The sequence below is a fragment of the Henriciella mobilis genome (genome assembly GCF_003576285.1).
Taxonomy (GTDB): domain Bacteria; phylum Pseudomonadota; class Alphaproteobacteria; order Caulobacterales; family Hyphomonadaceae; genus Henriciella; species Henriciella mobilis.
Genome location: NZ_QWFX01000016.1, coordinates 277,380 through 289,780, shown reverse-complemented (window position 1 = coordinate 289,780; position 12,401 = coordinate 277,380). Strand labels below are relative to the sequence as shown.

General features: G+C 63.8%; 12 protein-coding genes. 3 read left to right on the top strand and 9 right to left on the bottom strand.

Annotated features, from left to right (window positions below; genetic code table 11):
* Positions 1-52: 52 nt before the first annotated feature.
* From D1223_RS16760 to D1223_RS16750, 3 genes are read right to left on the bottom strand one after another with little or no spacing between them, the layout of a single operon-like run.
* The gene (locus D1223_RS16760; protein WP_119377503.1) at positions 53-1,228 is read right to left on the bottom strand and encodes a hypothetical protein; all 1,176 of its coding nucleotides are present in this window, start codon (positions 1,226-1,228) and stop codon (positions 53-55) included.
* Positions 1,229-1,286: 58 nt separating this feature from the next.
* On the bottom strand, positions 1,287-1,874 hold the full coding sequence (locus tag D1223_RS16755; protein WP_119377502.1) for an NUDIX domain-containing protein: 588 nt from the start codon (positions 1,872-1,874) through the stop codon (positions 1,287-1,289).
* Positions 1,871-2,767 (bottom strand): acyl-CoA desaturase, encoded by an 897-nt coding sequence (locus D1223_RS16750; protein ID WP_119377501.1) that lies wholly within the window; start codon positions 2,765-2,767, stop codon positions 1,871-1,873. The genes D1223_RS16755 and D1223_RS16750 overlap by 4 nt, the downstream gene beginning before the upstream one ends.
* 293 nt (positions 2,768-3,060) lie before the next feature.
* Here D1223_RS16750 and D1223_RS16745 point away from each other — a divergent pair, with 293 nt between their 5' ends.
* Positions 3,061-3,612 carry a cupin domain-containing protein gene (locus D1223_RS16745; RefSeq protein ID WP_233350060.1) on the top strand — a complete coding sequence of 184 codons (552 nt, stop codon included), beginning with the start codon at positions 3,061-3,063 and terminating at the stop codon, positions 3,610-3,612.
* A gap of 70 nt (positions 3,613-3,682) precedes the next feature.
* A complete protein-coding gene (locus D1223_RS16740; RefSeq protein ID WP_119377500.1) occupies positions 3,683-4,912 on the top strand; it encodes a hypothetical protein in 1,230 nt (409 codons plus the stop codon).
* A 9-nt stretch (positions 4,913-4,921) separates the two neighbouring features.
* Here the strand turns inward: D1223_RS16740 and D1223_RS16735 are convergent, their stop codons facing one another.
* Genes D1223_RS16735 through D1223_RS16710 form a run of 6 tightly spaced genes read right to left on the bottom strand, consistent with a single transcriptional unit; the run spans position 4,922 to position 10,515 of the window.
* Positions 4,922-6,331: an FAD-binding oxidoreductase gene (locus D1223_RS16735; RefSeq protein WP_119377499.1), complete on the bottom strand. Its 1,410-nt coding sequence runs from the start codon at positions 6,329-6,331 to the stop codon at positions 4,922-4,924.
* The gene (locus tag D1223_RS16730; protein WP_119377498.1) at positions 6,328-6,933 is read right to left on the bottom strand and encodes an FMN-binding negative transcriptional regulator; all 606 of its coding nucleotides are present in this window, start codon (positions 6,931-6,933) and stop codon (positions 6,328-6,330) included. Before D1223_RS16730 ends, D1223_RS16735 begins: the two co-directional genes overlap by 4 nt.
* A 9-nt stretch (positions 6,934-6,942) precedes the next feature.
* On the bottom strand, positions 6,943-7,899 hold the full coding sequence (locus tag D1223_RS16725) for an L-threonylcarbamoyladenylate synthase (protein WP_407646995.1): 957 nt from the start codon (positions 7,897-7,899) through the stop codon (positions 6,943-6,945).
* A complete protein-coding gene (locus tag D1223_RS16720; protein WP_119377497.1) occupies positions 7,900-9,096 on the bottom strand; it encodes a cytochrome b/b6 domain-containing protein in 1,197 nt (398 codons plus the stop codon).
* Between the two features lie 18 nt (positions 9,097-9,114).
* The gene (locus D1223_RS16715) at positions 9,115-9,843 is read right to left on the bottom strand and encodes a YceI family protein (protein ID WP_119377496.1); all 729 of its coding nucleotides are present in this window, start codon (positions 9,841-9,843) and stop codon (positions 9,115-9,117) included.
* Between the two features lie 33 nt (positions 9,844-9,876).
* Positions 9,877-10,515 (bottom strand): YceI family protein, encoded by a 639-nt coding sequence (locus D1223_RS16710; protein WP_119377495.1) that lies wholly within the window; start codon positions 10,513-10,515, stop codon positions 9,877-9,879.
* Between the two features lie 119 nt (positions 10,516-10,634).
* Between D1223_RS16710 and D1223_RS16705 the strand changes: the two genes are divergently transcribed.
* A complete protein-coding gene (locus D1223_RS16705) occupies positions 10,635-12,398 on the top strand; it encodes an acyl-CoA dehydrogenase (RefSeq protein WP_119377494.1) in 1,764 nt (587 codons plus the stop codon).
* The last annotated feature ends 3 nt before the right edge of the window (positions 12,399-12,401 follow it).

Here is a 12,401-nt window from a genome sequence, read left to right as displayed (position 1 = left end):
AAGGACCGCTCGTTTTACCAGACGGGCGGTCTTTTTCATCCGGGGCGTTGTCTCAATTGTCTGAACCGCCCGGCGCGTAATCCGGGTCTACCCAGATATACATATAGTCCTTGGGACCTGGTATGCCTTGCGTTTCCGCGCGGCGCCATTTCTGCCCGGCCGCATGCGCCTCCGCGATTTCGAAGAGAAATTTGCGCGCCTCGGGGCCTGCGGCTTTCGCGGCATGGTACATCGGGGTCAGGGCCAGCGTGTACGCTTTCATCCGGGCGAGGTTTTCGTCAGATGCCGCCGCGCCGTCGGCGGACGTGTCCAAAGCCCCCCAGGCCTGGTCGAGCCGCCAGCCGATCGAACGGGCCGCCTCTTCGGTACCCAGGTGTTCGGGTGTGAACAGCGCGGCCACGGGGATAAGGTCAGCCTCCGTCATGCCGGCGAGGCGAAACATGTCATACTGGCTTTCCAGTCTCGCCTGGTCTTCGCTGGTCCACTGATAAGCGGCGTCCTTCCCATTGAGATAAGCCTTGCCGTCGAGACGGGCTTCCTCAAGCAGCTCAAGTGCGAAGGCCGCGTCCTCGGTATGCCCGGCAACGCTTGATGCCGCCTTGAGCCACCACGGATAGGCCTGGTTCTGCTTGTCCGTGGGGCAGGCCCTCGCCAGCCTGCGCAGCATCAGGACGGTTCCGCGCCCCTGCCACGTGTCATCGAAATCGTAGAGCAGCGTCTGTCCGAGGTTCCCGCTCCAGACCAGGCAACGATCGAAGGGTTCATCAGACTCGAACAGCGGGTGTTTCAGCCCGCGAACGTCGTGAAACTTGATCAGCCCCTGGGCGGCCGGCTTGCGCAATTCGTAGAAAATCTTGCCATAGTCGCGGCTTGGCCCGCCGGCCTCAGGATCGCGGGCGATGGCATCGGCCTGATAGAGCATGTCCCAGACATGCGACACGGCGCTGAAGGCGTCCTCGTCGGGTATGCCGGCATAGGCATGGCGAAGCCAGGATTCGGCGGCATAGGCGATCACGCCGCGGTCCGTGGGACAGGTTTCGACCATCTGATCGAGCTGGGCCAGTTCGGCCGTCGCTGATTTCGGTGAAGCGGCCACGGCCCGGCGAAGGCCGTTAGCGGCGTCTTCCGCATTCATGTTGCATGTGAAGCTGTCCTGCGCGCTTGCCGGTTGGGCTGCCAGCTCGCCCAGTGCCAGCGCGGCCAGCCCGATTGTCACTCCAAGTTTCATTCGCGTCCCTCACCTCGCTTGCGGCGATAATGGCGGGGCGCGGCATGGTTTGGCAAGTTTAGCCGAGCGAGAGTTTGAGATGCTGCAGGAGCAGGATGGTCTTTGCATCCATGATCGTGCCGCTGGCGACCATGGCGTATGCCTCGTCGAGCGGCATTTCCAGCACCTCGATATCCTCGCCTTCATCGGCTCTGCCGCCGCCATTCTCGACCTTGTCGGTTGGCGTATAATGGGCCGTGTAGCAGTAGATCCGCTCGGTCATGCTCCCGGGTGTGGAGTAGGCCATGAAGGCTCGCGTGACCTTGTTGAGGCGGTATCCGAGTTCCTCGAGCGCCTCGCGGTGTACCGTGACGTCCAAGCTTTCATCTTCGACCGCCCCGGCGCAGGCTTCGATCATGGCACCGCCATCCTCATTGAGCGCGGCGGCCAGCCGGAACTGGCGCAGCAACAGCACGGTGTTGCGGTTGGGATCAAAGGGCAGGACAGCGACAGAGTCGCCGCGGTGGTACACTTCCCGGTCCTGGCGCTCCCACTGGCCGTCGCGGCGCTGATAGTCGAAGGCGTATTTGGTCAGGGTGGCCCAGTCATCGGACAGGATGGTCTGTCCGATGATCTTCACCCGGCTGCCGGGACCGGCCTTGCTCAAGCGAATTGCGGCGCGATCTTCAGGTTCCGCACCCAGCCGAGCTTTTCGTAGAGGAGCAGCATCGTGCCGTTATAGTCGACGATCCGGTTCCAGAGGCCCTTGCGAGGGCGGTGAAGGGCCGAGACCGGCTGCTCGTGGTGGTGATCATGGAAGGCCTCGCCGCCCGTCAGCAGGGCGATGGCATGGTCAACCCATTTCGGCGTCTTCAGGTGGCCGAGGACGTTGATCCCGTAATTCGTCGCATGGAATTGGATCGCACGGCCGATCACGACGCTGGCATGGATGATCGCCGTCAGGACGAGCGAGCCGCCTGCGGCCCAGACGATGAGGTAGATCGCGGCCGGGATGACGAGGTGGATGACCAGTGAAAGCGAATTGTAGAAACCGTCCATCCAGACGATGACGGGGTGGGTCTTCAGCCACATCGGCATCGGACGCCTAAGGTCCTTCTTGTCGCGGAACAGGATCCAGCCGACCCAGGCCCAGCGCTTGGATTCAAACGGATTGTGCGGATCGCCGGGCTTGTCGGAGAATCGGTGGTGCTGGGAGTGGTAGTTCACCCAGTCCTTCACATTGCCCTGCATGGCGATCATCAGGTTGAGCATGGTCAGCACCTGCGCCGGCCAGCGCATCTCGCCTGCGCGGTGTTGCATGATCCGGTGCAGCGGGCCGATGCCGGCATTGCAGACGAAGATGGTCAGCGCGATCACGCCGAGCGACAGCGGCAGGTACCAGAGTTTCAGCTCGATATGCGCAATGGCGAAGCCGAGTGCGACCATGGTGATCAGAAGGGCGAGCCCCAGGAGGGGGTATAGGATCGCCGCAAAGAAACTGGGGAAGTTGAATGTCTTCCACGTTTTCGGGATAGCGAGCGATCGCGGTATTCTTGGCATGTATTCCTCCGGAGCCTTGAGGCACAGTCATAAGATGACCGATGCCCACTAGCAGAATCTTAAGAACGATTGTCAACTTCGGGAAGGGGCGATGTGTTTGTACCGCTGCTTTCTGACGCAATGGTGAGGCTTTGACCCGGTTGTTCTACACGGCCCGCGTGTGGCCGGCTCAGAACGCGCGTATCCCGTGTTCGCGTCTTCGTCTGGTGGGCGTGCTATCGGCCATTCTGATCGCATTGGACGCCCTGCTGCCCGGAGAGTATGGAAAGGCAAAACAGGAATGGGAGGAATCAATGTCAGAGCAATCGGAAAGCGGCTTCGCGCTGCGGCGGGTGGTGACGGGGGAATCCGAAACGGGCCGCTCACGCATCCTGATCGACGGGCCGCAGGCGGCTGAGTTCCGCACTGGAGAGCTTGGCGGCCTGTTCGAGATATGGACCGACGCGACGTCGGGCGAAATCGACACGCAGGACGATACCGACAGGGGGCTTGGCAAGCCGAACCTGTCTCCGCCCAAGGGCGCGGTGAAGATCCGCTGGTTTGCCATCGGCCCGACCCCGGAAGGTGTGCCGCCGGAGACCTTGCGCGAAGTTACCCGCAAGGCCTTCATCGACATGGGTGCGGGCGACCACCAGCCGGATACGTCACGCCATCCGGCCATGCACAAGACCGATACGCTGGACGCTATCATCCTGGTGAAGGGCCGTGTCCGGCTGCTGCTGGACGATGATGAGACCGTCATCGAGCCGGGCGACGTCGTCGTTCAGCGCGCAACCAATCATGCCTGGGTGGTTGAAGGTAACCAACCGGCGCTTTTCGTGGCGGTGCTCGTCGACAGGTCTTGACTTTATTCCCTGTTTGTTCTGTTAGTGTTCCGCTGGTGATCGCGGAATTCAACGAGCAGGGCACAATTTCATGGAAGCTAGTCACCAACGCAGGGGTGAACTCTGGTCGCTTCTGGTCGCGCACGGCTTTGAGGACGCCTTTGGCGAGAGCGATACGGCGCGGGTGGAATGCCCGGCCTGTCATGCGCCGCGCGCGCTGAAGCTCAGCCTCGCCACAGGCCAGGCGCGTTGCGCCAGCTGTGGCGTGTCCGCCCCGATCCGGACCTATCTGAGCCAGCTCGAGGACGCTGAGATCGTCCAGGAACCTGAAGTGTTCACCGAGGCGGAGATCATTCCGCTTCGGCCGGATCGGCTGCCGGCCGTCCGCCGGGAGCCGGAAACGGTGGCGAGCGACGAGGAGGTGGAAACCTGGCGGGCCGAGCTTCTCGACGAGCCGCAGGGCTTTGGCGGCGCGCAGGAAATGCGGGAGGCCTTGCCCGGTGCTGAAGCCGGGACGGCTGCCGCAGGCGCGTCAGGCGCCGAGGTGCGCCCGCGCCGCCGGGGCGTGTTCGAGGCCCTGATCATCATCCTTCTGTCGCTGGTCTTCCTCGGCGCAGGCCTGGCGGCAGCAGGGCTGTCGGCCTTTGCGAACTACCAGGCTTTCAGCGCGAGCGTCGCCGATGACGTGCAGGGCCGGATCTGGGGTTGGGCCGGGGTGATCGCCTCGGTCTGCTCCTTTGGCGGCTTCACTTTCTTCTGGTGGCACGTTTCGGGCGGGCGACGGAAGGAGGGCCTTCGCGCGCTTGCCTTCGCGCTGGCCGGCGCTGCGACGAGCGTGCTCGGCACGGCCATGTTCATGGAGACCAACAGGGATGTCCGCAGCCAGTCTGCGGCAGCGGCAGCGTCGGCGCGAGAAGTGGTCGAGGCGCAGATCGCCGGCTATCAACGCCAGCTTGACGGTATTCCCGCCGATACGCGGTCGGTCGAAGGGCTGGAGGCCTATCTGCGCGGGGTCGAGGCTGTGGGCCGCACACATCAGAAACCCTATCGCGACGCGCAGAATGAGCTCGGCCTCGCCAAACGGCGCGCGGAGCTGGAAGCAAAGATCGAGGCAGCCCGGATGAGCCTGCTTGGCGAGGGCGGGCCGGAGATCCTCAATGCGAAGGCGCCGGCCCGCGGGCTGCCCGCCTGGTTCTTTGCGGTGATGCTGGAAGTCTTTTCCTCCCAGGCAACCAGTATCGCCCTCGTGGCCCTGCTCGTGCTTGCCGCCGGGCGCGGGCGGGGCCGCGTCCCGTCGCAGGCTGAGCCGGTGGCGGCCTAGGCCAGGGCGCTAGACGCTGACGACGCGGCCCGGATTCATGATGCCGAGCGGGTCGAGCGCTGTCTTGATCGCCCGCATCGTGTCGGTGGCGACCTGCGGGCGGATCCCGGCCAGCTCGTCGCGCTTCAGCCGGCCGACCCCGTGCTCGGCACTGATCGAGCCGCCATGGCGCATGGTCTGCTCGTGGACGATGCGCGTGATCTCGCCGGCATGGTTTGACAGGATGGGGCTTGTCGCGTGTTTCGGCTCGCAGGCCGAGTAGTGCAAATTGCCGTCACCGACATGGCCGAAGGCGACGATCTCTGCCTCCGCGGCCACCTTGTGGATCTCTGCTTCGGTGACGTCGAGGAACGCCGGAATCGCCGAAACCGGCACGGAGATATCGTGATTGATGGCTGTCCCGAAGGCGCGCTTCGACAGAGGGATGGTTTCGCGGATGTGCCAGAAGCTGTCGGCCTGCGCCTTGTTCTCGGCAATGATGACATTGTCGGCGAGGCCCTTTTCGATGCCGTCGCCGAGCGCTTCCATAAGCGTGTCGCGCGCCAGCTCTTCGCGCGCCATCGACACTTCGACCAGCACCCGCCAGGGCAGTTCGGACGGGGCCGGGTCTCGCGTATCCGGCGCGTCGGCCTGCACCATGGAAATGGCCCGGGCTGGAATGATTTCGAAACTGGTCACCGTATCGCCGGCATGATCGCGCACCAGGGTAAGCAGGTCGACGACATCGCTGGCCGACTTGCAGATTACCCAGCCAGTTGCCTTGGCCACTTTCGGGAAGAGTTTGAGAGTCGCCGCCGTGATCAGGCCAAGCGTGCCTTCCGCGCCGGCGAACAGGTGTTTGAGGTCATAGCCCGTATTATTCTTCCGAAGGCCCGACAGCCCGTCCCACACCTCGCCAGAGGGCAGGACGACTTCGAGGCCGAGGATCAGGTCACGCATCATGCCATAGCGCAGCACGGCGACCCCGCCGGCATTGGTCGAGATCAGCCCGCCAATCGTCGCCTGGCCTTCGGAGCCGAGCGAGAGCGGGAACAGCCGGTTCGCCTCATCGGCCGCTTCCTGAGCGTCGACCAGGGGCGCACCGGCCTCAATGGTCAGCGAGTTGTTCTTCGTGTCGACCGCGCGAATGGCCTTCATCCGGCGCATCGAGACGGTGATTTCGCCATGCGGCGTGCCGCCATCGACAAGGCCGGTATTGCCGCCTTGTGGCACCAGCGCGACCTTGTGCTTCGCGCAGAGCCTGACCAGCTGAGCGGCCTGTTCGGTCGATCCCGGCATCGCAAGGAAAGGCGTCTCGCCCGGCCAGTTGCCGCGCCACGGCGTTGCGGCATCCTTCAGCCGGTCGGCATCCTCGCTCCAGCCCTTGTCGCCGAGCAGGGTTTTGGCCTCGTTGAGGAATTCAGTGGGCAGCTGGCTCATGACTTGCGCTCCATCATTGTGGAAAGGGTTGGGTCACCGCCCGCCGCTTTCAAGGCCGCGCCCGCGCGCTGGCGCGCCTCATCGGGCTTGTTCTGGCCGATCTTGGTAATCCCTTCCAGCCTCTCGGGCGCCATTTCAAAGGCCGTGATCCCTTTCAGCATCGCCTCGAACCGGCCGGCGCTCATCTTCGCCCGGGTCCATTCCGGCTTCGGGTAGAGGTCTTCCTCGAAACGTGCAGACAGGGTGTCGAGAACAACAGCGGCGCCGTCATCGTCCAGCGGACGGACAGCCCCTTCAGCCTCCACGGACAGGTAATTCCAGGTCGGCACCTGGTCTTCCATGCCATACCAGTCCGGCGAGATATAATCGTTCGGCCCGGTGAAGACGACCAAAGCCCGGCGCGCCTCGATGATGGCCTGACAGGCAGGATTCGTCCGCGCCAGGTGAAAGCGAAGGGTTTCTCCGTTGTTTCGGATGACTGGCGTGTGGGCGACACGGGCGCGCCCCTCCGTCACGCCGACAACAAGGGCGAACGGCCAGGCCTCGATCCGCCTCAGGAGCCGGTCGCGATCAGTGTCCAGAAAGGCCGGTGCCGGGTGCATACTGCTTGTCTAACTTCGATTGGCAGCGCGCGCCAGACGGTCATTGATCGCCGCGCCCAGGCCTTCTGGTGGAATGGGCGACACCGCGATGCGGTCGTAGCTGCGGTCGAGGTCTCGCAGCATGGCAAAGAGGTTTGCCGCCGCTTCGGCAAGGTCTCCGGAGGGGGAGAGGTTGAGGGTGGCGTCCACCGCACCAAAGCCGAGAAGGGCTTCGTTCGGCGCGGCCTTGTCGGCGTTCAGGCGCAGCGTGGCGTCCGGGGCGTAATGTCGAAGCAGCTGGCCGGGGGAGACCGGCCGGCCGTCCTGTCCACCTTCGGTCAGGCCGGGCCAGACGGACGCGATCCTGCCGGGCGTGATCGTGCCCTGCCTTAGCAGGACGGGTGCGTCGCCGCGCGCGTCGACCACGGTGGATTCCAGGCCTTCCTGGCAAGGGCCGCCATCGAGAATGAGATCGACAAGCTCGCCCATATCGGTCGCGACATGCTCCGCCCGGGTCGGGCTGATGCGGCCGGACGGGTTGGCGGACGGGGCAACCAGCGGCCCGCCAAACGCGCCGAGCAGGTCACGGGCGACGGGGTGTGCGGGGACGCGCAGCGCCAGCGTGTCGAGGCCGGCCCGCGCCAGGTCGCAGACCGTCGTGGCGGGCACGGCATTGACAACCAGGGTCAGCGGTCCAGGCCAGAACGCGTTCGCGAGCGCTTTCGCGGCGGGTGAGAAGTGGCCCTGTTCGAACGCCGCCTCCGGAAAGGCGAGGTGAGCGATCAGCGGATTGAAAACGGGTCGTTCCTTTACCCTGTAAATGGCGGCGACCGCTTCAGGATTGGCGGCGTCGGCGGCGAGGCCGTACACCGTCTCGGTCGGCATGGCGACGAGCCCGCCGGAACGCAGGATCGCGACCGCTTTCGCGATCACGTCGGACGAAGGAGTGAGAACAGGCGCAGGCATCAGCTGCCCGTTAGCACCCATTCAGCCTGCGCGCGAGGCCCGAACCTCCACCGTGATGTTGACCGTCTCGCCGACCCAGTCTGCACCCGGATCGGACTGCTGGCCGAGATTGAGCGGGGTCCGCTCGACACTGGTGGAGCCCTGCATGGTTGCTGTGTCGCTATCGATATCGAGCGTGAACGCGAAAGGCACGGTGACGGAGCTGTCCTTCAGGGCCAGCGTCGCATCGGCGACATAGCCGTCATCCGTCTGCCGGAAATTGCCGAGCTCGACCGTCGCTTGCGGGTGTTGCGAGACGTTGAACCATTCAGCCGACTTCAGGCTGTCAGTGTAGAGTTTGCGGTTCACCTCGGCCGAGCCGGTGCGCACCGTGACGCGGGCCCGGGCGGCGTCGAGGTCGTCCGGATCGAACTGGATCTCGGCTGACCAGTCATTGAACGCTCCGCGATAGATGCTGCCTTCGTGGGTGCCGGAGAATTCGATGGATGAAGCAGCCGGATCGACCGTCCAGTTCGCCTCTATCGCAGCGCCTGCGGGCGCCTCGGCGGCAGGCGATGCACTGCCCGATCCACCGCCGAAAAGGGCCGGCACGCCGGCGATGAGAATGAACACGCCAAGCGCGGCGCCAAAGGCCGCAAAGAAAGCGCGCGGCGGCGCACTCGGCTGGCTCGTCTTGCCGAACAGGCCCGGGATCATCCGCTTGAGAACGCCTTCCTCGGCGGAGATTTCATGTTTGACGGCGCCGGCGACATGCAGGCCGAGCAGTATGATCGCGACCCAGGCCAGCTTGGAGTGCACGAACTCCACCACAGCATGGCCGGTCTCATTCGACAGGAAGCCGACACCGGGAATGTCCGGCCAGCTGACGAGGCCATAGAGCACGGTCGGAACGTCGAAATCGTAGGATGTCGAGACCAGAAGCCAGCCCGTCAGCGGCATCAGAAACATCAAGGCATAGAAAGCGACATGCACGCCGTGGCTGAGCGTCTTCTCCCACGGCTTCATGTCGCCGGGCAGGGCCGGTGGCCGGTTCAGCAAACGCCACACGATCCGCGCCACGGTCAGGAGAAGGATCGTGATGCCTATCGACTTGTGAAGCTGGTAGAGGCTTTCGCTGCCCTCCATGTTCCAGCCAAGACCGATCATGAAGATGATGCCGGCGGCGATCACCCAGTGAAGGGCAATCGCCACGGCGCTATAGCGTGCGGAATAGGGCATGTCTGGGCGCTCCCGGCTTTATTCCTCCTGGAGGAACTCCCCCGAAAACTCGATCTCCACCTCGTCGGAGATGACGCCCTGCAGGGACTCCTGGCCGTATTCGGACCGGGTGATCGTGGTCGAGGCATTGAAGCCAAGAATGTCGCGCTCGCCAGTCCATGGCGTGTTGCCCACACCATTGAAGGTCACGTCGAGGGTGACCGGCCGGGTCACGCCCAGGAAGGTCAGGTCACCGGTCACCGTGCCCGTCGTCTCGCCCGTGCGCTCGACATTCGTCGAAACGAAAGTGATTTCCGGGAAGGTTCCGGCCTGCAGGAAACGCGCATCCTTCGACAGGGCTTCCGGCCAGCTCGTATAGGGGCTGTCAGGGTGATAGGCGCTGAAATCGGACGGATAGTTCACATTCAGGCCCATCGGGTCGATCGTGACGCGGATGGTCGAGCTTTCCGGCTGATCCGGATTGAAGTCCAGCGTCGCATCGAAATCGGTGAAGTCGACGGTGTATTCCGAGACGCCGCCATGAATGACGGTGAAGCTCAGGAACGCATGGTTCTTGTCGAGTGCGTAGGTCGCGTCGGCGACGTCGGCCAGCGGGCCAGCCGGTTCAGCCTCGGCCGGCTCGGCGGCTGAGGTTTCGGTTTCTGCGTCCGGCGTGGACGTGCCGGGTTCTGCTGGCGTTTCGGCTGGATTGCAGGCAGCGATCAGTAGCGCGCTGGCACCGGCAAGGAAAATCGGGGTCAGTTTCATGTCTATCAGCCCTCTTGGCTATAATTTGTCAGCTTATTCAGCCTGCAGGAATTCACCGGAGAATTCCACGACAACCTCATCGGAAATAAAGCCTTCCAGCGACTCCTGACCAAAGGCAGACCGGCTCAGCGTCGTCGATGCGGTGAAACCGATCGTGTCGCGGCCGTTGTTCCAGGGGTAGTTGGTCACGCCGTTATAGGTGACATCCATCGTCACCGGGCGCGTCACGCCGAGAAAGGTCAGGTTGCCCGTGACCGTGCCGGTGTTTTCGCCGGTGACTTCGGCACTGGAAGAGACAAACTTGATCTCGCCGAATGAGCCAGCGTTCAGGAAGCGTGCATCCTTCGAGAGGGCTTCGTTCCAGCTGTCGAATTCGCTGTCAGGGTGGGTGCCCTTGTAGTCGCCTGTGTAGTTAGACTCAACGCCCAGCGGATCGATCGTGACTTCGATCGAAGAGGTGGCCGGCGCTTCGGGGTTGAAGTCCAGCGTCGCGTCGAAATCGGTAAAGTTCACCGAATAATCCGAGAGCCCATTATGCTGCACTGTCCATGTCAGGAAGGCGTGGTTTCTGTCGAGCTGGTAGGTGCCCGCGGCGACATCGTCGAGCGACTGCGCGAAGGCAGGTGCAGAAACGAAGGCGAGAGCGGCGAGGGGCGCTATATAACGACGCATGGACGGGAACTCCTTGTGGTGTTGGTATTGGTTGTACGACTAAGTAGACGGTAACCGCAATCGTTCCAGCCCTGTCAAAAGGATGATGGGACATAGTAGTTATCCGGGAGACGCATGAGATGACTTATAGAGCGCCGGTTGAGGACATGGACTTCGCCCTTCGCGAGCTGGCAAGCCTCGAGCGGGTGCTGGGCGAGGGATTTCCCGCTTTCGACATGGACCTGGTTCAGCCGATTCTTGAGGAAGCCGGCAAGTTCGCTGCTGATGTTCTGGCGCCGCTGAACCAGCCGGGCGACGAACAGGGCGCACAGCTGACCGGGAACGGGGTTATCGCGCCGGTTGGCTTTGCTGATGCCTACAAAGTCTTTGCCGAAGGCGGCTGGATGGGCCTGGCAGCACCGGAAAAATGGGGCGGCCAGGGCCTGCCGAAGACGCTGGCCAATGCCGTGCTCGAGATCATACACGGCGCCAATATGAGTTTCGGCCTTTGTCCGCTGCTCAGCCTCGGGGCCATCGAGGCGCTGGTCGAGCATGGCCACCCGGCAGAGCAGGAGAAGTATCTGCCCAAGCTCGTCTCCGGCGAGTGGACGGGCACGATGAACCTGACAGAGCCGCAGGCCGGCTCCGATGTCGGGGCGCTGAAGACCAAGGCCGTGCCGAACGGCGACGGGTCGTACGCCATCAGCGGACAGAAAATCTATATCACCTGGGGCGATCACGACATGGCGGAGAATATCATCCACCTTGTCCTCGCCCGCCTGCCGGATGCGCCGGCCGGATCGAAGGGCATCTCGCTGTTCGTCGTGCCGAAAGTCCTGGTCAATGAGGACGGCTCGCTGGGCGAACGCAACAATGTCCAGTGTATCGGGCTGGAAAAGAAGATCGGCATTCATGCCTCGCCGACCTGCGTGATGGAGTATGACGGTGCCACAGGCTGGCTGGTCGGTGAGGAAAACCGCGGCCTGGCCTGCATGTTCACCATGATGAACTCCGCCCGGCTCAATGTCGGGCAGGAAGGTGTCGGCGTGGGCGAAGCGGCTTACCAGGCGGCCTATGCCTATGCGCAGGAACGCAAGCAGGGCCAGGTAAAGGGCGTCGATGGGCCGGCACCGATCCTCCACCATGCTGATGTCCGCCGCACCCTGACCACGATGCGCGCCAATGTCATGGCGGCGCGGGCGATCTGCTATGCCTGCGGCGTGGCGGCGGATATCGCGAAGACGTCAGACGGCGATGCCGGCGAGGCTGCAAAACTGCGCGAGGACCTTCTCACCCCGATCGCCAAGGCCTGGTCGACCGATATGGGCGTCGAGGTCGCGAGCATGGGCGTCCAGATCCATGGCGGCATGGGGTTCATGAACGAGACGCTGGCCGCGCAGCTCTATCGCGATGCGCGGATTGCGCCGATCTATGAAGGCACGAACGGCATCCAGGCGATCGATCTTGTTGGCCGCAAGCTCGGCATGGCGAACGGCAAGGCCATGGCTGACATGCTGGGCGATGTCCGCGCCACGGCACAGGCTGCGCGCGAGACGAATGATCCCCAGCTTGTCCAGATTGCCGACCGGCTGGTGGCCGCTGCCGATGCGCTGGAAGAAGCCACTGGCTGGATGGTCGAGACGATGAAGGCCGACCGTGACAAGGGGCTCGCCAGCGCGACGGCCTATCTGAAACTTGCCGGCGACGTGATCGGCGGTCATTTCCTGACGCGCGGCGCGGTCGCTGCCCGCACCGAGGGCGGGACGATGCGGGGCCGGATGACGGCGCTTGCAGGCTTCTTCGCCGAAACGGCGCTGGCGGAAGCGCCCGGCCGCGTCTCCGGCATCACGCGCGGCGGCGACAGCTTCTTGAGCGAGAGCGAGGCCCTGTTCGGGCTGGCCTGACAC

What these genes read in the sequence shown, in the direction of transcription:
- D1223_RS16760 (WP_119377503.1), bottom strand. Translation starts at nt 1,228, where the DNA reads ATGAAACTTGGAGTGACAATCGGGCTGGCCGCGCTGGCACTGGGCGAG.
- D1223_RS16750 (WP_119377501.1), bottom strand. Translation starts at nt 2,767, where the DNA reads ATGCCAAGAATACCGCGATCGCTCGCTATCCCGAAAACGTGGAAGACA.
- D1223_RS16745 (WP_233350060.1), top strand. Translation starts at nt 3,061, where the DNA reads ATGTCAGAGCAATCGGAAAGCGGCTTCGCGCTGCGGCGGGTGGTGACG.
- D1223_RS16740 (WP_119377500.1), top strand. Translation starts at nt 3,683, where the DNA reads ATGGAAGCTAGTCACCAACGCAGGGGTGAACTCTGGTCGCTTCTGGTC.
- D1223_RS16735 (WP_119377499.1), bottom strand. Translation starts at nt 6,331, where the DNA reads ATGAGCCAGCTGCCCACTGAATTCCTCAACGAGGCCAAAACCCTGCTC.
- D1223_RS16730 (WP_119377498.1), bottom strand. Translation starts at nt 6,933, where the DNA reads ATGCACCCGGCACCGGCCTTTCTGGACACTGATCGCGACCGGCTCCTG.
- D1223_RS16725 (WP_407646995.1), bottom strand. Translation starts at nt 7,899, where the DNA reads ATGGGTGCTAACGGGCAGCTGATGCCTGCGCCTGTTCTCACTCCTTCG.
- D1223_RS16720 (WP_119377497.1), bottom strand. Translation starts at nt 9,096, where the DNA reads ATGCCCTATTCCGCACGCTATAGCGCCGTGGCGATTGCCCTTCACTGG.
- D1223_RS16715 (WP_119377496.1), bottom strand. Translation starts at nt 9,843, where the DNA reads ATGAAACTGACCCCGATTTTCCTTGCCGGTGCCAGCGCGCTACTGATC.
- D1223_RS16710 (WP_119377495.1), bottom strand. Translation starts at nt 10,515, where the DNA reads ATGCGTCGTTATATAGCGCCCCTCGCCGCTCTCGCCTTCGTTTCTGCA.
- D1223_RS16705 (WP_119377494.1), top strand. Translation starts at nt 10,635, where the DNA reads ATGACTTATAGAGCGCCGGTTGAGGACATGGACTTCGCCCTTCGCGAG.